At 34.2% G+C, this 21,120-nt stretch carries 20 protein-coding genes; 15 read left to right on the plus strand and 5 right to left on the minus strand.

The genetic code is table 11. The features are described from left to right. Positions 1-10 precede the first annotated feature (10 nt). The gene (locus NKG37_RS19005; RefSeq protein WP_016203785.1) at positions 11-964 is read left to right on the plus strand and encodes a lysylphosphatidylglycerol synthase domain-containing protein; all 954 of its coding nucleotides are present in this window, start codon (positions 11-13) and stop codon (positions 962-964) included. 158 nt (positions 965-1,122) lie between these two features. Beyond that, positions 1,123-2,274 (plus strand): D-alanyl-D-alanine carboxypeptidase family protein, encoded by a 1,152-nt coding sequence (locus NKG37_RS19010; RefSeq protein ID WP_101731178.1) that lies wholly within the window; start codon positions 1,123-1,125, stop codon positions 2,272-2,274. A gap of 30 nt (positions 2,275-2,304) precedes the next feature. Here NKG37_RS19010 and NKG37_RS19015 read toward each other — a convergent pair whose 3' ends face one another. Next, positions 2,305-3,924, minus strand: coding sequence for an ABC-F family ATP-binding cassette domain-containing protein (locus tag NKG37_RS19015; RefSeq protein WP_016203787.1), 1,620 nt, complete (start codon positions 3,922-3,924; stop codon positions 2,305-2,307). Between the two features lie 395 nt (positions 3,925-4,319). Here NKG37_RS19015 and NKG37_RS26165 point away from each other — a divergent pair, with 395 nt between their 5' ends. Further along, on the plus strand, positions 4,320-4,451 hold the full coding sequence (locus tag NKG37_RS26165; protein ID WP_263479860.1) for a hypothetical protein: 132 nt from the start codon (positions 4,320-4,322) through the stop codon (positions 4,449-4,451). Between the two features lie 118 nt (positions 4,452-4,569). Beyond that, entirely contained in the window at positions 4,570-5,397 is an 828-nt protein-coding gene (locus NKG37_RS19020) for a formate/nitrite transporter family protein (RefSeq protein ID WP_169188577.1), read from the plus strand. A 57-nt stretch (positions 5,398-5,454) separates the two neighbouring features. On the opposite strand, the gene NKG37_RS19025 is transcribed toward NKG37_RS19020, so the two are convergent. Beyond that, positions 5,455-6,183: a ZIP family metal transporter gene (locus tag NKG37_RS19025; protein WP_016203789.1), complete on the minus strand. Its 729-nt coding sequence runs from the start codon at positions 6,181-6,183 to the stop codon at positions 5,455-5,457. Between the two features lie 366 nt (positions 6,184-6,549). Here NKG37_RS19025 and NKG37_RS19030 point away from each other — a divergent pair, with 366 nt between their 5' ends. From NKG37_RS19030 to recQ, 4 genes are all read left to right on the plus strand, one after another. Then, positions 6,550-6,840 (plus strand): hypothetical protein, encoded by a 291-nt coding sequence (locus tag NKG37_RS19030; RefSeq protein ID WP_169188578.1) that lies wholly within the window; start codon positions 6,550-6,552, stop codon positions 6,838-6,840. 136 nt (positions 6,841-6,976) lie between these two features. Then, a complete protein-coding gene (locus NKG37_RS19035) occupies positions 6,977-7,084 on the plus strand; it encodes a YjcZ family sporulation protein (RefSeq protein ID WP_084668742.1) in 108 nt (35 codons plus the stop codon). A 28-nt stretch (positions 7,085-7,112) separates the two neighbouring features. Further along, a complete protein-coding gene (locus NKG37_RS19040) occupies positions 7,113-7,274 on the plus strand; it encodes a YjcZ family sporulation protein (RefSeq protein ID WP_169188579.1) in 162 nt (53 codons plus the stop codon). Between the two features lie 270 nt (positions 7,275-7,544). Continuing rightward, entirely contained in the window at positions 7,545-9,701 is a 2,157-nt protein-coding gene (gene recQ / locus NKG37_RS19045; protein WP_016203791.1) for a DNA helicase RecQ, read from the plus strand. Between the two features lie 51 nt (positions 9,702-9,752). Here recQ and NKG37_RS19050 read toward each other — a convergent pair whose 3' ends face one another. Then, positions 9,753-10,931, minus strand: coding sequence for an alanyl-tRNA editing protein (locus NKG37_RS19050; RefSeq protein ID WP_101731175.1), 1,179 nt, complete (start codon positions 10,929-10,931; stop codon positions 9,753-9,755). A 241-nt stretch (positions 10,932-11,172) separates the two neighbouring features. Here NKG37_RS19050 and NKG37_RS19055 point away from each other — a divergent pair, with 241 nt between their 5' ends. The 3 genes from NKG37_RS19055 to NKG37_RS19065 all read left to right on the plus strand — a co-directional run bounded on the left by NKG37_RS19055 (position 11,173) and on the right by NKG37_RS19065 (position 14,706). After that, positions 11,173-11,358: a cold-inducible protein YdjO-related protein gene (locus tag NKG37_RS19055; protein WP_016203793.1), complete on the plus strand. Its 186-nt coding sequence runs from the start codon at positions 11,173-11,175 to the stop codon at positions 11,356-11,358. Between the two features lie 291 nt (positions 11,359-11,649). Then, the gene (locus tag NKG37_RS19060; protein ID WP_254415112.1) at positions 11,650-13,782 is read left to right on the plus strand and encodes a PAS domain S-box protein; all 2,133 of its coding nucleotides are present in this window, start codon (positions 11,650-11,652) and stop codon (positions 13,780-13,782) included. Between the two features lie 186 nt (positions 13,783-13,968). Continuing rightward, the gene (locus NKG37_RS19065; protein ID WP_016203796.1) at positions 13,969-14,706 is read left to right on the plus strand and encodes a 3D domain-containing protein; all 738 of its coding nucleotides are present in this window, start codon (positions 13,969-13,971) and stop codon (positions 14,704-14,706) included. A gap of 80 nt (positions 14,707-14,786) precedes the next feature. On the opposite strand, the gene NKG37_RS19070 is transcribed toward NKG37_RS19065, so the two are convergent. Continuing rightward, positions 14,787-15,530: a hypothetical protein gene (locus NKG37_RS19070; RefSeq protein ID WP_016203797.1), complete on the minus strand. Its 744-nt coding sequence runs from the start codon at positions 15,528-15,530 to the stop codon at positions 14,787-14,789. A gap of 149 nt (positions 15,531-15,679) precedes the next feature. Next, positions 15,680-15,916, minus strand: a complete 237-nt coding sequence (locus tag NKG37_RS19075) for a helix-turn-helix transcriptional regulator (RefSeq protein ID WP_016203798.1) — start codon at positions 15,914-15,916, stop codon at positions 15,680-15,682. A 447-nt stretch (positions 15,917-16,363) separates the two neighbouring features. Between NKG37_RS19075 and NKG37_RS19080 the strand changes: the two genes are divergently transcribed. The 4 genes from NKG37_RS19080 to pucD are packed head-to-tail and all read left to right on the plus strand — an operon-like array spanning position 16,364 to position 21,111. Beyond that, on the plus strand, positions 16,364-17,338 hold the full coding sequence (locus NKG37_RS19080; RefSeq protein ID WP_254415113.1) for an XdhC family protein: 975 nt from the start codon (positions 16,364-16,366) through the stop codon (positions 17,336-17,338). After that, entirely contained in the window at positions 17,335-17,946 is a 612-nt protein-coding gene (locus NKG37_RS19085) for an NTP transferase domain-containing protein (RefSeq protein WP_254415114.1), read from the plus strand. Before NKG37_RS19080 ends, NKG37_RS19085 begins: the two co-directional genes overlap by 4 nt. A gap of 1 nt (position 17,947) precedes the next feature. Next, positions 17,948-18,823, plus strand: a complete 876-nt coding sequence (locus NKG37_RS19090; RefSeq protein WP_016203801.1) for an FAD binding domain-containing protein — start codon at positions 17,948-17,950, stop codon at positions 18,821-18,823. A 5-nt stretch (positions 18,824-18,828) separates the two neighbouring features. After that, on the plus strand, positions 18,829-21,111 hold the full coding sequence (gene pucD / locus NKG37_RS19095) for a xanthine dehydrogenase subunit D (protein ID WP_169188588.1): 2,283 nt from the start codon (positions 18,829-18,831) through the stop codon (positions 21,109-21,111). Positions 21,112-21,120 lie beyond the last annotated feature (9 nt).

Genomic DNA, 21,120 nt, shown 5'->3' on the forward strand with positions numbered 1-21,120 from the left:
GGTGGTAAATATGTTAATCAGAAAAAAAGAAATCTGGATTAATATGGCGAAGATACTACTACCGATTGTCATATTTATCATCATTTTACGCGAAATTAAAAATATGATTATGTCAACGGATATGCACCTTATATATGGATACTTACAGACAATTCCTTATCATAGTTTGTTTTACATTGTATTAGGCGGATTTATGGCGACTCTTCCCATGTTTTTTTACGATTTTTTTCTTGTAAAGCATTTAAAGAAAGATATTCCTTTTGTAGAGGTCGGGAAATATTCTTTTATTAGTAACTCTTTTTCTAATTTAATCGGGTTTGGTGGACTAATAGGAATTGCTTTACGCAACTATTTTTATAAACAATATGAAACAGATCGAAAAAAATTATTTAAAGGGATTGCCGTAGTTACCTTATTCTATCTATCAGGAATTAGTTTATTAGCATGGATTGCTATTCTTTATAGCAGAAGATTGAATTTAATAGGAGAGCATCTATGGATATTTGCAGCTATTATCGTTGTAGGGTTAATCTTTCCTATCTTATTAGTTAGTTATAAGAAAGCAAAGTTACATAGCTTTGCCTTTGACCGAAACCAAATGATTGGCCTAATAGCTGTGTCTTTATTAGAATGGATTTTTCTATTTGCCTATTTATATTTTATCGCCCAAATCATTGAATTACCGGTTTCAGCTGGAGATTTTTTCTTGCTATTTTTAGTTGCTGCATGTACGGGTATTATCAGTATGATTCCAGGAGGGATGGGATCCTTTGAACTAGTGTTTTTGTGGGGGATCGAATCTTTAGGGGTGGAATCAGAACAGATGCTGATCGTATTATTCTTATACCGTGTTGGCTACTATCTTTTGCCGTTTTTAATCGCAGTCTTTCTTTTCTTGCTTGAAGTTGGAAAGAATATAAAGAAAAATGCAGCTGCTTTTTTAAGAGGACTATCCAGTGAGTAACCTATTTTTTCATAGATTGCACATATTTGAGTAGTTTTCATCACAAAAACAAAAGGATTTCATTTTTGTGACAATATTCTAATTGTCATTTATTATTCTCATTTATTTGGTACAATAGTCATGGTATTTAAATATAGAAAATAAATAGGTGGGGGAAAATGAGGGAAACGACAATTGCAATATGTTTCGTTTTACTATTATTTAGTTTTCCTGCAATAAGTAAGGCGACGGAAAGTAGGGAACTAGACTTAATAAGTGAAGCAGTTTTCTTGTTGGATAGTGATACTGGAGCAGTTTTATTTGAAAAGAATGGATATAAAAAAATGTATCCAGCAAGTTTAACAAAGATAGCAACGGCCATTTATGCTATTGAAAAAGGGAATTTGGACGATATTATTACAGTTAGTGAGAATGCATACTCAACAGAAGGGACAAGGGTTTACTTAGAACAAGGTGAACAAGTAACGTTAAGGCATTTAATTGATGGCATGTTAATTAATTCAGGAAATGATGCTGCAATAGCCATTGCAGAATACCTTGATGGGTCCATAGATGAGTTTGAACAAAATATTAATCAGTTTTTAAAAGAGAAAGTAAACGTTCATTCTACACATTTCAAAAATCCAAATGGCCTTTTTCATAAGGATCATTATACAACTGCTAATGATTTAGCATTAATCACCAAATATGCCATGCAAAATGAAATATTTCGAGAAATATTTGGAACTGATGAACTAAAATGGGATGGTTTATCTTGGGATACAACATTAGTCAGCCATCATCAAATGGTTAATGGTTCTAGGCCATATGACAAAGTAACTGGTGGGAAAACAGGTTTTGTTAATGAATCCAAACAAACATTGGCAACAACTGCAGCAAATGAGGAGTTAAGTTTAATCGCTATTGTTTTAAAAGGGAATTATAAGCGTGACGTATATAATGATACAAAAGAGTTATTGGAATATGGATTTAATCAATATACACATAAAGTGATTCCAGCAGGAAAATCGTTTTTTGTTAAAGGGACAACATATGAAACGATGCAAGAAGAGAAAATCACTGTTCCACATACAAAAGGAGAGGAAGAAGTAACGTCGTCTGGCTTATTAATGATAGAAAATGACAATGGCGATATTCTTCAATCTATACAATTAGCTAAAGTAATGCCAGCAGAGGAGACTTTTAAAGAGGAAATTACTGAAGATGTAGTAAAGGACGAAAAAAAATCTTCATTTCCAGGAATTATATTTATTCTTCCTATTGCATTAGGGTGTATATTTTTTATGAAAAGAAGAGTGATTAAACGTTAAAAAACCGGGCGAACCCGGTTTTTTTATTACTTATTTATACATGTTTGCAATGTTTTTTTGTAGTGCTTCATCTTCTAAATATTCATCGTAATTCATTTGTTTATCAACCAGTCCTTGCGGAGTAATCTCTATAATGCGATTAGCAATTGTTGACACAAACTGATGGTCATGAGAAGTGAAAATTAAAGAACCTTTAAAGTTGATTAATCCATTATTTAAAGCCGTAATAGATTCTAAATCTAAGTGATTTGTTGGTTCATCAAGTAGTAGAACGTTTGCTGCACTTAACATCATTTTCGATAACATACAACGAACTTTTTCTCCACCAGATAGAACGCTAGGCTTTTTCAATACTTCTTCCCCTGAGAACAGCATGCGACCTAAAAATCCTCTTAAGAAGCTTTCTGTTTGGTCATTTGGAGAATATTGACGTAACCAATCAACCAGTGTAGCATCGTCCTCGCTAAAATACTCTGAGTTCTCAGCAGGGAAATAACTTTGAGAAGTTGTAACGCCCCATTTATACGTACCACTATCTGGCTCTAATTCACCAGTTAAAATACGGAAAAGGGTAGTTTTTGCTAATTCATTTGGACCAACAAGCGCAATTTTATCGTCCTTATTCATAATAAAGCTTACATTATCAAGAACTTTTACCCCATCAATTGTTTTTGATAAGTTTTCTACTCTTAATAAATCATTTCCGATTTCTCGCTCCGGAGTAAAGGCAACGTATGGATATTTTCGAGATGATGGTTTAATGTCATCTAATGAAATTTTATCAAGCAATTTCTTTCTAGATGTTGCCTGTTTCGATTTAGAAGCATTTGCACTGAATCGAGCAATAAAGTTTTGAAGTTCTTTGATTTTTTCTTCCTTCTTTTTGTTTGCATCATTTGCCATTCTAGCAGCTAATTGACTGGACTCATACCAAAAGTCATAGTTACCAACATAGATTTGAATTCTGCTAAAATCTAAATCCGCAATATGGGTACAAACTTTATTTAAGAAATGTCTGTCATGGGAAACAACAATGACAGTATTTTCAAAGTTGATTAAAAATTCTTCTAACCACTTAATCGCATTTATATCAAGATGGTTAGTAGGCTCATCTAGTAGAAGTACATCTGGTTCACCGAAAAGAGCTTGAGCTAGTAAAACCTTTACTTTATCAGAACCATTTAATTCAGCCATTGTTTTATAATGAAGATCTTCACCAATACCTAAGCCTTTTAAAAGAATAGCTGCTTCTGATTCTGCTTCCCAACCATTTAATTCAGCGAATTCTCCTTCAAGCTCAGCTGCCTTCATGCCATCTTCATCCGTGAAATTTTCTTTCATATAAATAGCATCTTTTTCTTGCATCACTTCATATAATCTAGTGTGACCCATGATTACTACTTTAAGTACTTCATGCTCTTCGTATTCAAAGTGATTCTGCTTTAAAACAGCAAGTCTTTCCCCAGGTCCTAAAGAAACATTTCCTGTTTGTGCCTCTAGCTCACCAGAAAGTATTTTTAGGAAAGTAGACTTTCCAGCACCATTTGCTCCGATTAATCCATAGCAATTTCCAGGTGTAAATTTAATATTAACGTCTTCAAATAATTTACGATCACCATATCGAAGACCTACATTCGTAACTGTTATCATATAAAAATCCTCCAAACTACAATATCCTTCAAATTATACCATTATTAGAATGGAAGAGCGAATTATTTTCGTTAAACTTCCTACATATCTGTTTAAATAAATCTATTCTAAGATTATTAGAAGAAAGTAGTTTTCAAAATAAATGAACAAAAATATGAAATACGCCCGATAGAAAAAAGAAAACATGTTTATCATAATAGAAAGATAGGGTAAAAAAATATCAAAAAATAAAGGGTTTTCTTTCCATGGATAGAATTTATAAAGAAGAAGGGTTTAAGTATTTAGTAGGTCTTTTCACCAATAGCAAATAGTCTAAAATTATTTATGATTTGTTCATAATTTCTTCATAAATTTCTAGTACACTAAAACTATTAAGAAGTAAAGGAGTAGTTTATATGGCTAAAAAACAGCTAGTTGAGTTGGTTAATAAAATGAAAAAATCCGGTATCAAAATTAGCTTTACAAAGCCAAGGTCTCAATTTTCGGTAGCAATTCAACAAAATAATAAACTAACAACAACAAATTAAAATTTAAAATAGCGATAGTACATATATTTAATTAATTGTTATAAAATGTTCATTTTTTCACAAAATAAAGCGATTCTCCTTTTGTATAATAGCTATATACAGAAAGGAAGGTATCGCAATGGATATACACCCAATCGATAAAGCAATTAATTATGCGATAAAAAAGAAAGAAACGATTGATGAATCTTTTTTTCGTTATTTTGTGAAGGCAATATTAGCAGGCATATACATTGGTTTTGCTTTAATGTTATGTTATCGTTTAGCACAGCCCTTTTTTGATGTTCATTCACCGGCTACGTATATGATGACTAGTTTATTTTTTGGATTGGCCTTGGTGCTTATTTCATATGGTGGTGGAGAACTATTTACCGGTAATACGATGGCTTTTGCAATGAGTACTTTGTCTGGAGCCACTAGTTGGAAGGATACTATTTATAATTGGGTAACTACTTATCTTGGCAATTTGGTTGGAGCGTTATTTTTTGCTATATTGATCTATTATTCCGGTTTATTTAGTTTGGCTCCTAAAACAACATGGCTAATGGATGTTGCGAATTCAAAAATGAGTGCTACAACAGTAGAATTGTTTATAAGAGGGATACTTTGTAACTGGTTAGTATGTTTGGCTATTTGGATCCCTATGAACATTAAAGGCGATGTTGGGAAAATTATTGCAACTATATTAATCGTGTTTTCTTTTATGATTTCAGGATATGAGCATAGCGTGGCAAATATGGCACTTTTCTCTATTGCACTAATTGTTCCTCATCCAGAAACTATTACAATTACAAACGCATTGCACAATTTAATACCTGTAACAATTGGTAATATTGTTGGAGGAGCATTCTTTGTAGGCGCGTTAAATCTCTATATTTTTCCGAAGAAGAAAAAGGAAGACAAAGATTCTGCTTTACGAGTTGCTTCGTCAAGATCGATAGCAAAATAATAATTAATATTTAAAGGGACTAGGAGAACTGTCGGAATATATGCTCTGCGACAGTCTCTATCCCGGATGGCTCATACTTAAAGAAAAAATTAATCCTACACACGCAACAAATCCCACAGTAGGTCCTCCTTGCTCAAATGCTTCAGGAAGCATAGTCGAGCAAACCATCGCAATTAAACCACCAGCACCAAATGACTGTATGCCTGAAAGCATAACAGGTGATGCATTTTCTAAAAATAAATATCCAACCGAACTGCTAATAGCAGAAATAAGCATAACACTACTCCATAAGAATAAAATTTTCCTAATTGAATAGTTGTCCTGTTTTAAACCAACTGTAGAAGATAAAGATTCAGGAAAATTACTGATGAAAATGGCTATTAGGAAGAGGAAATCCACTTTGTGAGTATTTAATAAACTTAAGCCGATAATCATCGATTCAGGAATAGCATCCATCAATGTCCCCGCATAAATCGCTAACCCAGAATGCCCTGCTGGATTTTTATGTGATCTCTTGCGATTGGAGCCACCCTTTTGATAGAGAAAAATTTCAATTAAGGTAAATAAACCAGCTCCAGCTAAAAAAGTAACCGCAGTTTTTACAATTCCACTTTTATGTATAGATTCTATTAAAAGCTCAAAGGAAGAAGCACCAATCAAAATACCTGTACCTAAAGCCATTAAATAAGCAATAATTTTTTTGGGAATGGCCAGAAATAATCCAGTTATAGAACCTGCAAGCAATGAAAAGCTTGCAATTGCTCCCCACATTGCCGCTTGTAACATAGTAAAATCTCCTTTTACTTAAATTTCTACCTTATATATAGGATTATTTTTATCCCACTCTTAACGGACAGTAAAACTCCCACTGATGGAAGTTTCACTTTATTTCATCTTTTGTCTCAATAAATTATATTTTTCAATATCTAATTATGCCCTTTAAATTATTTGCATTTCTAAATAGGAATATGTATATGTCTTTCAAGCTTTATATTCTCTATTTCAATAGATCTTCAAGATACGACATAGTGCTAACGATTTTACTTCTATGTACAGGTAAAAAATATCCGCGCTTTTTTCATGAAAGTTGTCCATTCTTTTTTTAGACTTGTACATAGGATATTAAGGATTAACGGTTGGAGGTGTCATATAATGTCTGCTAATAATTTTTATAATCAGTGCTCAAGAGGTGTCGGAAGATGTGTGCGCATCCGTACTCATAGTGGTGAGGTTCATACAGGAATAATCGAAAGAGTTACTCCAAATAAAGTCTATATTAGACCGATTGGCGGTAATCGCCGCGGTTATGGAGGATTGGGATATGGATTTAGACGTGGTTACGGACCTGGCTGGGGTTGGGGATGGGGATGGGGCTTTGGGGCCGCAGCATTTGGTGTTTCATTAGGATTAATTGCTGCATTAGCTTTTATTCCTTTCTTTTGATCAATCAAACGAAAGATTCCTTTCAGGAAGGAATCTTCCTACATATTGAGAAACTTATCTAACTTTTTTTGAAGCGCCCAAACAGGACAAACTCAAGACTCATATGATGCTTATGTGTATGAGGGAGGTGGAATAAATGAGTGGTGGCCCAGCAGCTGGTTTTGGTGGAGGTTTCGCTCTACTAGTAGTGCTATTCATTTTATTAATAATTGTAGGTTCTAGTTACGTTGGTTTTGCATATTAAGAAAGATAGAAAAAGGAGTGTTTTATAAATGAGTTACGGTTATGGTGGATATGGTTATAATGATTGTGGATGCGGGTATGCTGCACCAGTTGCAGCTCCAGTAGCTTCTTGTGGTGGTTTCGGAAATAGCTTTGTATTGATCGTTGTATTATTCATATTATTAATCATCGTTGGAGCAGCTTGGTTATAATTAATGATTGTAAATAGAAAAAGAGTAACGTACTGCTTTATTTAGACTATAAAAGCTGAAATGAACTTTGTATAAAAAGAGCAGTCTGGCTATGCCAAACCAATTAATAAATCAATAGGCATAGTTAGGCTGTTTATTAAATGAATGGAGAAAAATTTATTATTGTTGGTGGACAAGCAATCATATGCTTTATGATTCATTCAAATTAAATTTAATTAGTGATACAATGAGATAAAGAAATGTTCGGTTAAAAGCGGGGAGAATATTATGATGATGGATAAAGCGCGTAGTATTTTAAAAGAGTACTTTGGATATGATAATTTTAGAAAAGGACAAGAAGAGATTATTCAACATTTGTTGGATGGTGAAAATGTTGCAGGAATTATGCCAACTGGCGGAGGAAAATCAATTTGTTATCAGGTTCCTGCGATGATGTTTCCAGGATTAACAATTGTTATTTCTCCTTTAATTTCTTTAATGAAGGACCAGGTAGATACACTAACAGAAGTTGGTATTCCAGCTACGTATATAAATAGTACGTTACATAGCAATGAAGTGCAGGAAAGAGTGTACGATATTAAAAATGGACATTATAAATTACTTTATTTAGCTCCAGAACGACTAGAGGCAGATTATTTTATTGAGATTTTAAAAGAAGTTACGATTTCTTTTATCGCAGTAGATGAGGCTCACTGTATTTCGCAATGGGGACATGATTTTCGTCCAAGCTATGCAAAAATCGGCTTTATGATTAATAGATTATCTGATAAACCAATTGTTGCTGCATTAACAGCAACTGCAACACCTAAAGTTCATGAAGATATATGTCAATTATTAAATATTCCTTGGGAAAATACAATTAAAACTGGTTTTGCCCGCGATAATTTATCTTTTTCGATAATAAAGGGACAAGATAAAGGGAAGTTTCTTGAATCATTTTTAAAGAAAAATAAAGAAGAGTCAGGAATTATTTATGCAGCTACAAGACAAGAGGTTGAGAAACTACATGATCGGTTATTAAAAAAGGGCTACTCCGTTTCGAAATATCATGGCGGAATGAGTGATGGACAAAGAGAGGCGGAACAGCAAGCGTTTATTAAAGATGATGTATCGATTATGATCGCCACAAATGCTTTTGGAATGGGTATTGATAAAAGTAATATTCGATATGTAATTCATTACCAGCTTCCAAAAAACATGGAGGGCTATTACCAAGAAGCGGGAAGAGCAGGGCGTGACGGCTTACCGAGCAAGTGCATTTTACTATATTCTGCCCAAGATATTCGCATCCAACGATTTTTAATTGACCAGACAATAAATGATCCAGATAAACAGAAGCAAGATATTGATAAATTGCAATCGATGATTAATTTTTGTCATACAGAAGATTGCCTTCAAGAATATATTTTGCATTATTTTGGTGATGAGCATGCAGAAAAGTGTGGGCAATGTTCAAACTGTACAGATGAAAGAACGATAATTGATGTTACGGTTGATGCCCAAAAAGTATTGTCATGTATGATTAGAATGGGCGAAAGATTCGGAAAAACTATGATTGCCCAAGTATTAACAGGCTCTAAAAACAAGAAATTGATAGATTTTCAATTAGATCGTATTAAAACCTATGGGCTTATGAAGGAGAAATCAGCCAAGGAAATAAGTGATTTTATTGAGTTTTTAATTTCTGAGCAATATATTGATGTAAGTACAGGTGCGATGCCGATATTAAAAGTTTCAAATAAAGGAAAGGATGTTCTTTTAGGTAAAACAACCGTTGAACGAAAAGAGCAGGTAGTGACGGTAAAAGTTTCTGAAAATAATACTTTATTTGAGTATTTGAGAAAGATTCGTAAACAATTGGCGGAGGCAGAAAACGTTCCACCTTTTGTGGTTTTTTCAGATCAAACTTTACGTATTATCTCCATTACCATGCCTGTTACGCATGAAGAGTTTAGAGAAATTAAAGGAATCGGTGATCATAAGCTACAAAAATATGGAGATACGATGATCGAGCATATTGTTAAATTTAAAAATGACCAGCATAATTTATCTGAATTAGAAGATAGTGAGAATAAGGAATCAAGAACAATTAAGGAAAAACGCTCGAAGAAAAGTGTAGAAAATTCTCATTTAGTAACCCTAGATTTATGGAAAAAAGGGTTAGCGATGAAAGAAATAGCGAAACAAAGAGAATTAAATCTACAAACGATAGAAAATCATCTACTTCGTTGTGGGGAAGAACAATTAGAAGTTGATTGGACAAAATTTATTAAGCCTGAAGATCAAGTGAAAGTTGTAAAAGCTATTGAAAAAGTTGGTATGGATAAATTAAAACCACTTAAAGAAGAACTTCCAGAAGAAATTAGTTATTTTATGATAAAAGTTGCTATTATGTTAGAAAAGCGTGGGCAACAGATATTGAATTAATAAAAAGTCATTGGGGAGGATTTATCATCAAATCCACCAATGACTTTTTATTTATAAAATGCTTTGTAAAGTTTCCTTTATTTTACTAGTACATGCATTTAGTTGCTGGATGGACGGGAAAGTAGCTTGTGCTAACAGCTCATTTCCACCACCTTTTCCTTCAAAATCTTTTATTGCTTCTTTAAGCAGTTTGCCACAATGAAGGGAATAGTCTCCATTATGCTGTAATAGCACTTTCTTCTCTAATTGCGAACTTAATAAAATGATATAGCTAGATTGTTGTATTATATATTTAGCAAGAGTCGATAAGTCCTTCATGGTTTTCTCTTCAAATTGCAAAAAGATTATTTTTTCGTTTTGATCAGCAAGTATTTGTTCTCCTAAAAAGGCAGTATTCTCTGATTTTAGAACTTCTACTTCTCGGTTTAAGGCTTTCTTCTCTAATTCTAGTTTATTAATACGATCTTCCAGCTGCTGCTTGTTTGTTTTAAAATGGCTACTTAAATGGTCCAATATCGTTTGAGAGGTTTGATAGTCATAAAGAGATCTCCAGCCACTAAGGAAAAATACTCTAATCTGACCGCGGTGTTTTTCCGTTTTCATAATCTTAAAAAGGCTTAATTCGCCAGTTCTTTGGACATGTGTTCCTGCACATGCTGAATAATCTATTCCCTCAATCTCGACAATTCTGATATCACCAGTCACTTCAGGTAGCTTTCTTAAAGGAAATTTGTTTACTTCCTCGTGGTTTGTAAAATAAGTTTTAATCTCCAAATTTTTCATAATATATGTATTACAGGCTGTTTCGATCGTTTCTATTTGTTCTTTCGTTAAATCCGTTGTATCCACATCAATAGTTGTATACTCTTTTCCTAAATGAAAGCTCACTGTCGGAATGCTATATAACTCTTCAAGAACAGCTGATAATAAATGCTGTGCTGTATGTTGTTGCATATGATCAAATCTTCTATTCCAGTCTATTACACATTCAACAGTCTGTTCTTCTGGCTTATTTTCAACTAGATGGTAAATTTGGTCATTCTTTATTTGAACATCTATTACACGAATTCCATTTATAGTACCAGTGTCAGCTGGCTGACCTCCACCTTCTGGATAAAAAGCTGTTTCTTTTAAAATGACAAAAGTTCGGTTCTCTTCTTCGATAATTTTCTCTATATCGGTTGTCCACTTTGTTTCGTATGGATTGGAATAATATAATTTTGTAGACATTTGCGGCTCCTTCTCTTCCGTTTTTCATCATATTACCATAAATATGGAGCTGAGTTACAGAATTAGAAGAATTTTTAGTAGATATATCAAACATGTCAATTAATGATTTCACATAAAGAAAACTTCCATCAATGGGGGGCTTACTTCTCGTGTTAAGAGTGGGATAAAAGCAGAAATAATCATACTAACACATAAATATTGGATGTACTGGCAATAATATAGTAAAAAGGGGGGCGTTCATATGTTTTTTCATCGAAAAGGTGCAGAAGAAAAGCCGGAAGAAATATTAATGAGTATGGAAGTATATGCATGTAATTCATGCAATGGTTGGATGAGGAAAGATTTTGCAACAGATGATCTTCTTTGTCCATTGTGTGGAGATCAAACATCAGTGGAAATGAGAGAGCTTCCCCAAATTAGTAATTAATCTTAACCCGAGCGATAGGGTTAATGAGCAACAGTGTGAATGATACATCCACTGATATCATTTTAACTCTATCCTCCTCCTCATTATTAAAACACTCCTTATTTGCTAACTTTCCCTAAGTTCCCTCCTATAATTAACAGTAATGTGACTATTTTGTGAATGATTTATAGAAAAATACTTTCTTATCTGTTTTATTTGATTTACAATCAAATAGAATGCAAACTTAAAGATAGTCCATTTCCGGAACTTTAAGGGTGTGTTATTTTTTGGAATAGATTAGGAGGATTTTTGTTGTTTAACTCCATTTTGATTTTTATTAGCATCCTAATCGTCTATATGGCATGCTATTCTTCCTTTGACTTGTTTCAATTAGTGAAGAACAGGGAGAAAAATAGTAGATTTTTATTTCTAGCAAGTACATTTACAATAGGATTTGGATTTTGGATATTGAGTTTTATTGACATGATGATTACCAATGTATATGCAACCGCAAACTATAATATCCCGATCACGATCTTATCGATGGTAGTTGGTATTTGTTTTAGTGGAATGGCGTTTTATGCCTTATTGGACAAGGAGAAAAAGAAAAGAAGAATTTATGTATCGGCTTTCTTTTTTAGTCTATCTTTATTATCCGTTTCAATCATAGGATTTTACTCAATAGGTAGTATGGTGTACTATCAAATTCCGCAATTATTCATCAGTTTTATACTATTATATATAGGTTTCTGGCTTTCTATTTGGCTTTCTTTTTATCCGGTCAATATACCTGTATTACTAAAAAAATGGATTCGACCATTATGTAGTTTATTAATGACAAGTGTATGTATGGTTAGTCATTTTATTCTTTTAAGTAACATAAGTGCACCAGAAATTTCAGTTGCAAAAGATTCTTACGAAAGCAGTTTTATCATTTATATTGCATTATTTGTGTCTGTCTTAGTTTTAGGTGGATTAATTGGTACAAGTACATTAATCGGAGAGCGAATAGATGTTGGGACAATCGATGTTAGAGATATGCAGCATGCACTGGATGAATCCGCCATCGTTGCCTTTACAGATAATAACGGCATGATTACTTATGCAAACGATAAATTTGTTGAACTTTCCAAGTATAGTAGAGAGGAATTACTTGGACAAAATCATCGTATTGTTAATTCGGGCCATCATTCGCCTGAATTTTTTCGTGAACTATGGAACACCATCAACAAAGGGGAGATATGGAGAGGCGAAATACTTAATAAAGCAAAAGATGGTACACTTTATTGGGTTGATACTGTAATCGTTCCTTTTTTAAATAAAGAGGGATCCCCATATCAGTATGTTGCCATTCGGCGAGATATAACAGAGCAAAAAAATGTGCAGCTTCAATTGGAAGAGTCTGTTCGTGAAGTTAGTGATATAACATATGCTTTAGAGCAATCAAGCATCATTGCTTTTACCGATAAAAGAGGGATTATTACAAAGGTTAATTCTAAATTCTGTGAGATATCTGGCTATACTCGAGAGGAATTAATAGGAAAAACACACCGCATTGTTAATTCAGGTTATCATTCGAAAGAGTTTTTCCGAAACGTTTGGCAGACAATAGCGCAAGGCGAAATATGGAAAGGGGAAATCCGCAATAAACGAAAAGATGGTACCTATTATTGGGTGGATACAACTATCGTGCCGTTTCTAGATAAAAATAATAAACCTTATCAATATTTAGCTATTAGGAATGATATTACGGAAAAGAAAAGAACAGAGGAAGTTCTTCATCGACAAGATAAGTTGGCAGCTGTCGGACAATTGGCAGCTGGTGTTGCCCACGAGATTCGTAATCCACTAACGTCTATAAAAGGTTATGCTGAGTTTTTAAGTATGGATGAAACAGAAAAGGATAGACAGGAATATTTCGATATCATTCTAGATGAAATTGAAAGAGTAAACTCCATTGTAGAAGAGTTTATGCTTCTTTCAAAGCCAACTGTTTCTGTGTTAGAAAGGAAGCCACTTCTTCCAATTATTGATAATGTTGTTTCTATTTTAGATTATCAGCTGCGAAAAAGTAAAATTAAGTTGAATCGTATCTATGAAGAGCCAAATCTCTTTGTAGAGTGCGATGAAAATAAATTAAAGCAGGTTTTCTTGAATTTTATAAAAAATGCTGTAGAAGCAATGCCGAACGGTGGTTCTATTGAGATTACCGTGAAAAGAGAGGACGAAGACATTACCATTATGATAAAAGATAGTGGAATAGGTATGTCCAAAGAACAAATAAAAAAACTAGGCGAACCGTTCTTCACGACAAAAAAAGACGGTAACGGACTAGGATTAATGGTTAGTTTTAAAATTATTGAAAATCTAAATGGCAAGGTATATATTGATAGTGAACAAAATAAAGGAACAAGCTTCCATATCACATTACCTTCAGTGGATTAAAATAACATCAATTTTTCATCACAAAACAGGCATTTGTTAATTGATTATTCTGACGATTCGTATTGTGTTTGTTATTGGATTGTCATATACGTAATCGAATTATCAACTACCTGTTCTTTTTTTTGAGCTTTTTCATGATAAGATTATACCTGTTAGCTCAACTGGAGCTATTCAAGGAGGTATAAAATGAAAAAAATCTTTTCTATTCTAACTTGTGCGTCGATACTTACAACAGCTGCTCCGTTTGTAGGTGCGGAGGAAATCAAAGTAGAAAAAGGAGATACGCTTTGGTCTATTTCACAAGAAAAAAACGTGAGTATTAATGATATAAAGAAATGGAATGATTTAGATAGTGACATCATTAAAGTAAATGATACACTAACGATTCAAGAAGAGAAAAAACATAAAGTAAAAGCAGGAGATAATCTTTGGAAAATCTCTCAAAAATATAATACAACAGTTGATCAATTAAAAGAATGGAATAAATTAAAAAGCGATACAATACATAAAGATGACGTATTGATTGTTTCAAAAAATAATGGTTCCACAAGCAGTAAAACCAATACAACAACTGTTAACAAAGCCGTAAAAGCAGAAAATACAACAAATGCAAATACGAATACAACTGCAAAATCAAAAGAAATCACGGTGGAAGCTACTGCATATACAGCAGATTGCAAAGGCTGTTCTGGTGTCACTGCGACTGGCATAAATTTAAAAGATAATCCAAACAAAAAGCTGATCTCCGTTGATCCTAGCGTCATTCCACTAGGTTCGACAGTATATGTAGAAGGGTACGGTACAGCGATAGCTGGAGATACCGGCGGAGCAATAAAAGGCAAGAAAATCGACGTACATGTAGCAACAAAGTCTGAAGCGTTAAACTGGGGAAGAAAGCAAGTATCTGTAAAAATACTTGATTAAGTAAAAAAAGGACTGTTCGTAAAGATTCACCTTTCACTTAGTTGAAAGGTGATATCCTTACAGACAGTCTTTTTATTTACTTACTTCTTAATAGTTTTGTCTTTTTCAGAATGAAGAAAGAAGCGTTGAATTGGCTGGGCTATGCTTTTTACATTGTTTTCAATTTTTTCGGCTAAATAGTGAACACGTTCAAAAAGAATTTCTTTCACATGTTCGATTTGTCTGCTCAGTTTATTCACATTTCCATTTGTTTCTTCCATACTTTGTAGAAGTGTTTGATGAAATATTTCTTGGATATCTAGCTTTTCGGATATTTGTTGATAACTCGATTCTGTTTCATCTAATTTCGTTTTCATCTCTGTAGCAAGGTGATTAAAATTATCCATTTTACTTGAGATTGTAGAAATGTCCTTTTCTTGAAACAGCAATTGATCGAATAAAGCAGTTTGACGAAGGGTTTCTTCGCTCGTTATTTCCTTTTGCTCTTGTGCGAGTTGGGCAAGAAAGTCTAGTTGTTCTTCGATTTTTGAAGTTTCCTTATCTAGTACAGCAAGTTTTTCTAATAAATCTTGTGAAATAGAATCGTTGAGCTCTAATTTATAATCAATTTCACTGATTTGCCTAAAATGGTTCTCCTGTCTTTCGAAAGATTCTTCCTGAAAACTCTTTAATAATGTAGTTAAATGTTCACTTTGGATACGTTGATTTAATAAGTAATCTTGTAAAAAATTTTGCTGGAAATGGGATTGATTATTTAACGTTTCAGCAGGAAGTTTCGGAAGATAAACCTTTGAGGACGGATTAACCGGGTTATTTGTGGGCATTTTACTCCTCCTTTCATCCTTCTTTATCCTATTTGGATGGGGGAGAAAGAGTGCACCGTGAAATAATTTTGAAATAGAAGAAAATAGAAAATATCTACATCGAATGAATCATTGGGACTGTAAGTACTTTCTATTTTCTTCTTGGAAAATTACATAAAGGGAGGAATTCCTTTACTTATTTCTGTTAATATGGATGTAATGGATGCGATATCTTGATCGTCAATATTAAATGTTTGTCTAATCTTATTTTCTAGATCTTTACTAACTCTTCGCTTTCCGACTTCCACCAATGCAATTAATGCAAAGCTACAATTTAGAACACGGGCAAAGTCTCTCTGTGTCATTTCGTAATTTTTCCTAATAAATTTGATTATTTCTTTATTCATAGTCCACCTCATTTAATTGAATAAAAGTATAAATAAGAAAGACGAAAAGAAGAATGTATTTTTATTCAAGCTACGTGCATTATAGTTGATATTCATGAAAATGTAAATATACTAAGCAAGTAAAATATAATTTACTGTATTTATAAAGTGTCTTGTACCAATTCAGTTCTTATAGTAATTGTTATATTTACGGAGCTTATATTATACAAGCGTTGTTTCGTATTATCATCCATACATTAGTTCACCGAGAATAAGTTATAAGGAGAAAGAGTTAAGTTGATTAATAATTTAGAAAATTTGGTCAAAATATCTAATGAGCAAATAATTAATTATATAATTAGTCCAATGACATATAAAAATGAAGCCATTAATATGATGTAATAACATGAGATGTAATAAAAGTTAACAGTCGTTATTTTGGAAAATTATCCTTTTGGAGGAATGCGCATGTCTTCCGATCATTATTCTGTTATTGATTCAGTCCTTGTAACGGAGTGTCATAGTTATTTAGCCACGATTGTAAAAGTAGAAGGGTCAGCTTATCGCAAAGAAGGAACGATGATGCTGATATCAGATAAAGGCATGGAGAAAGGCTTACTAACTGGTGGCTGTGTCGAACAGGATTTGTTGGCCAGAATAGCTATGCAAGAATCAGATGAGGCCTTTCTAATGGAATACGACTTACGTTCTGAAGATGATTTATCGTGGGGGCAGGGGGTAGGGTGTGATGGAAAAATTTATATTTTGGTTGAACCGATCACATTTGAAACAAGGAATGTTTTTCTACAATTAAACTCTCTTTTGCAAAATGGACACAAGGTAAAACTTGTTAAAGTTTTTAATAAGGTAAATAAATATATTGAAAATTCACTCAAAACTAATATAGAGGAAGAGAATACTTCAATTGTTTCTTTAGATACAGAGGATCGATTAATATTCAATCAGATATTATATCCACGACCAAAATTAATCATTTACGGAGCTGGACCAGACGTCAAGCCTGTTGTCTATTTTGCCAGCAAGGCTGGATTCTATGTTATTTTATCTGACTGGCGTCAAGCTTATTGTTCAGAAGAAACAATCCCATATGCGAAGGAATATCATATAGGTACTCCCTCAAAAGTGATGGAAGAAATAAATCCCACGGAAAATGATTATGTTATCACCATAAGTCACAGCTTTATGAAAGATCAAGAAATAGTGAAGTATTTGCTACAAAGAAAGGTGAAATACTTTGGGTTACTGGGATCAAGAAAAAGGTCTGAAAGATTATTAGCAGGAATAATAAAGCCAGATTGGATTCACTATCCAGTTGGTTTACCAATTTATTCAGAAAGTCCCGAAGAAATTGCAATTAGCATTATAGCAGAATTGATTAAGACAAAAAATGAAAAAAAAGCTGTTGCAAGAGAGCAGCTATGATTACAGCGATTTATTTAGCTGCAGGAAAAAGTAGTAGGATGGGAGAAAATAAACTGTCGCTCGCCTTCGGAAACGAAACAGTTGGCAATACTGCATTGTCCGTATTGCTGACTGCTCCATTTATCGATTATGTTTTCGTTATTGTTAAACCAACTGATCCAGTCAATTGGATTTCAATAGAAAATAAAAGGAGTTTAAATGGAGAGAAAGGAGATATAATTCGCTGTAAGGATGCAAATAGAGGGCAGTCCTTTTCTTTAAAGAAGGGATTTGAAGTAGCCGTCGAAAAACAAGCAGATAAAATCTTAGTATGTTTAGCTGATCAGCCCTTCATTACCGAAGAGATGATTAGAAAAATAGTAAACACTCCTATACATTCATCTGAAGAGTTTGCAGCTAGTATGTATAATGGTGTGTTAATGCCACCTATTCTTTTTCTTCCATCAGTATATTCAAAAATAAAGCTGTTAGAAGGAGATATGGGGGCAAGGAAAATAATAAACAATGGTAAGATACAAGGTGGAAAAATTGAATTTTCTGAAGAATTATTCTTTATTGATATCGATACGAAAATAGATTATTACAATGCGCTAGTAAGGAGGAAATAAGATGAAAATCTCTGCTGACGCTTATCCAATAACTGTCGAGATCCCTTATGTATTATCAGATGTTAGCAATCTATCTAATCCAAATAGTCTTATTATATCCGGCGGTACGATTCTCCAAATAAATTGGGAAGCCGGAGTGGAAAAGCCTGTACACCTTATTAGCACGGAAAAATTACAGCCATTAAAAGGAATAACTGAAACAGATATAAATGGACAGCGATACTTAAAGATCGGGGCCGCCATGACAATAGCAGATTGTTTGAATAACCAGTTAGTTCAAAGAAACGCATCTATCCTTACAGAAGCTTGTGAAAAGATTGCAGCTCCTGCTGTACGAAATCGCGGAACAATAGGTGGAAATATTTGCAGTAAAATTGGTGATACAATCTCAGTCTTGCTGGTTTTACAGGCACAGTTATCGTTTTTCAATGGTAAACATGAATATATAATTCCATTAAGAGAATGGCTAGTAAAACCGCACCCGTCATCTTCTGAATTACTAACAAACATCTTCATACCTATACATGTTACCAATATATCAACCTATTCTTTTTTTAGAAAAATTGGAAGGCGAGAGAGCTTTACAGCAGCGATTATTTCTGTCGCGGGTTATCTGGAGTTTCAAGATACAATTATTAAAACAGCAAGACTATCGATTGGTGGAGGGGCACATCTTCCTTGTCGACTTACAGAAACGGAGAAAGAGCTTATAAATGGTGGAGAAACAACTGACTGGAAGCACTTAAATAAAGTCATCCAAGCAGATTTTTCTTCTTACACTGATCCTTTTGTAACAGAGGAATATCGTAAACAGGTTGCTGCAAACCTATTTATTGCCACTATAAAAGACTTCCTAAATCGCCAGAGAAAGGAGTAAGTCATATGGTTCTTGATATTACAAGTGCAGGCGTTAGATGGAAAAAAAGAAGGGATGGGGAACCAAAAGTAACAGGAAAACTGAAATATTTGACCGATATGGTGTTCCCACAAATGCTCTATGGTGCGATCTTGAGAAGTGAACATCCTCATGCAAAAATTGAATCAATTGATACAAAAGAAGCAGAAGATCTCACAGGAGTTACGGCTATTATTACGTATAAGGATGTCCCAGGCTTAAATGGCTTTGGAATAGTAATTCAGGATCAGCCAGTGTTTTGTGTCGATAAAGTGAGATATGTCGGTGATGCTATCGCGGCAGTAGCTGCAGAAACAAAAGAAATTGCACAAAAAGCAATTTCGTTAATTAAAGTAACATATAGTCCATTACAAACAGTAACAGATCCGGAATTAGCATTAGATAAATCAGCTGTAAAATTACACAAGGGCGGTAATCTTCTTCATAAAGCTGCTTTTAAGAAAGGAGAGGCGAAGTTAGAAGAAGTGTTTAATCGGTGTGCAATCATTGTAGAAGAGTCGTACCATACACCTAGACAAATGCATGTGTATATGGAAACAGAAGGCGGTGTAGCTGTTCCTGATGAGGATGGTGGATTAACCATATACGCACCGACACAGCATGGATTTAAAGATCAATTGCAGCTTTCTAGAATTCTAGATATTATTCCTGAAAAGATTAGGATAATTTCCAGTCCAATTGGAGGGTCATTCGGAGGCAAGGATGAACTGAATATACAGCCATATATTAGTATTTTAGCCTTAAAAACAAAACGACCTGTAAAAATTCATCAATCTAGAAGAGTTTCAATCAAAGCTGGTTTAAAAAGACATCCGATGAAAATATTTATGAAGACTGGAAGCGACGAGTCTGGTAATCTAATTGCTCATCAAGTAAAAATAATTGCAGATACTGGGGCCTATGCTACATTAGGACCAGCCGTTTTAGACTTTGCTGTAGAGCATAGTGCTGGTCCATACCGCATCGAGAATGTGGAGGTCGAAGGGTATTCTGTTTATACGAACAATGGTGTGGCAGGTGAATTTCGAGGATTCGGCGGAAATCAAATAACCTTTGCTTTAGAAACACAAATGGAACGTATAGCAGAAAAATCAGGCATAAATCCAACCGAGCTTCGTTTAAAAAACTTACGACAAACAATGGACCCTGGTCCAGTTGAACAGCAGATTGTTCCAACTGATGGAGCGAAAGCTGTTCTTACAGAAATCATTAAATCTCCGATTCTACAAAAAAATACAGCTACGATTCCTTCAGGTCAATGGAAGATAAAAGGGAGAGGCTACAGTATTACGATGCATGGCGGAGGTCTTGGTTATGGTAGGCCAGACCCATCTGGTGCACGCTTATCCTTAAATAGTGCTGGTAAATTAGAGGTTTCTTTTGGCTTTGAAGAATGTGGGCAAGGTTTGATTCCAACGATAGATATGATTATGACCGAAACTTTTAACTGTGATTCTAGTGATGTAGCAATCGTTATTGGAGATACGGCGAAAGTTCCCCATTCGGGATCATCAACTGCCTCAAGAGGAACCAATATGGTGTGGCTAGGTATTGCTAAATTAAAAGCAGCTTTTATCGAAAAAATGTTAAATGCAGCAGAAAAACAAACTAACATGACGAAAGAGAAGCTCTCTCTTGGTAAAAGTGGGATTTGGTTCTGTGAACAACCAGAAAAGCCGCAGCGACTTATACTAACATATCGAGAGCTAGCGACGTCTTTAGAAGAACTTCCAACTGTCTTTACTAGTTATCATTTTCCTACTACTCCCCATGCTATTGATGGCGGTCATTTTTTATATACTTTTGCTGGTGTGGCTGCAGAAGTAGAAGTAGATCTATTAACAGGCAGAGTGGCAGTTACGAAAATGGACCATGTTATTTCAGCAGGACCCGTTGTCAATCCAATGGGCTATTTAGGGCAAATTGAAGGTGGAGCAAATATGGGGCTGGGATTCACACTCATGGAAGATGCTGTCATGGAAAATGGACGATATATGACAGAAAACCTAGACACTTATCTAATCCCAACGATTTTAGATATCCCAAAGGAAACAAATGTCTTTGCAATTGAAGGATTAGTTAACGGTGACACATATGGACCAAGAGGCGTAGGAGAAATAGGGACTGTTGCAGTTGCACCAGCTATTGTTTCCGCTATTCATGATGCTACAGGACTTTGGTTGAATCGATTGCCTGTGCAACCAGATGAGATTTTAAAAGCAATCGAACAAAAGGCTTTAATAGGTTAGGAGGAGTAA

Source organism: Niallia sp. RD1 (genome assembly GCF_024219955.1).
Taxonomy (GTDB): domain Bacteria; phylum Bacillota; class Bacilli; order Bacillales; family Cytobacillaceae; genus Niallia; species Niallia alba.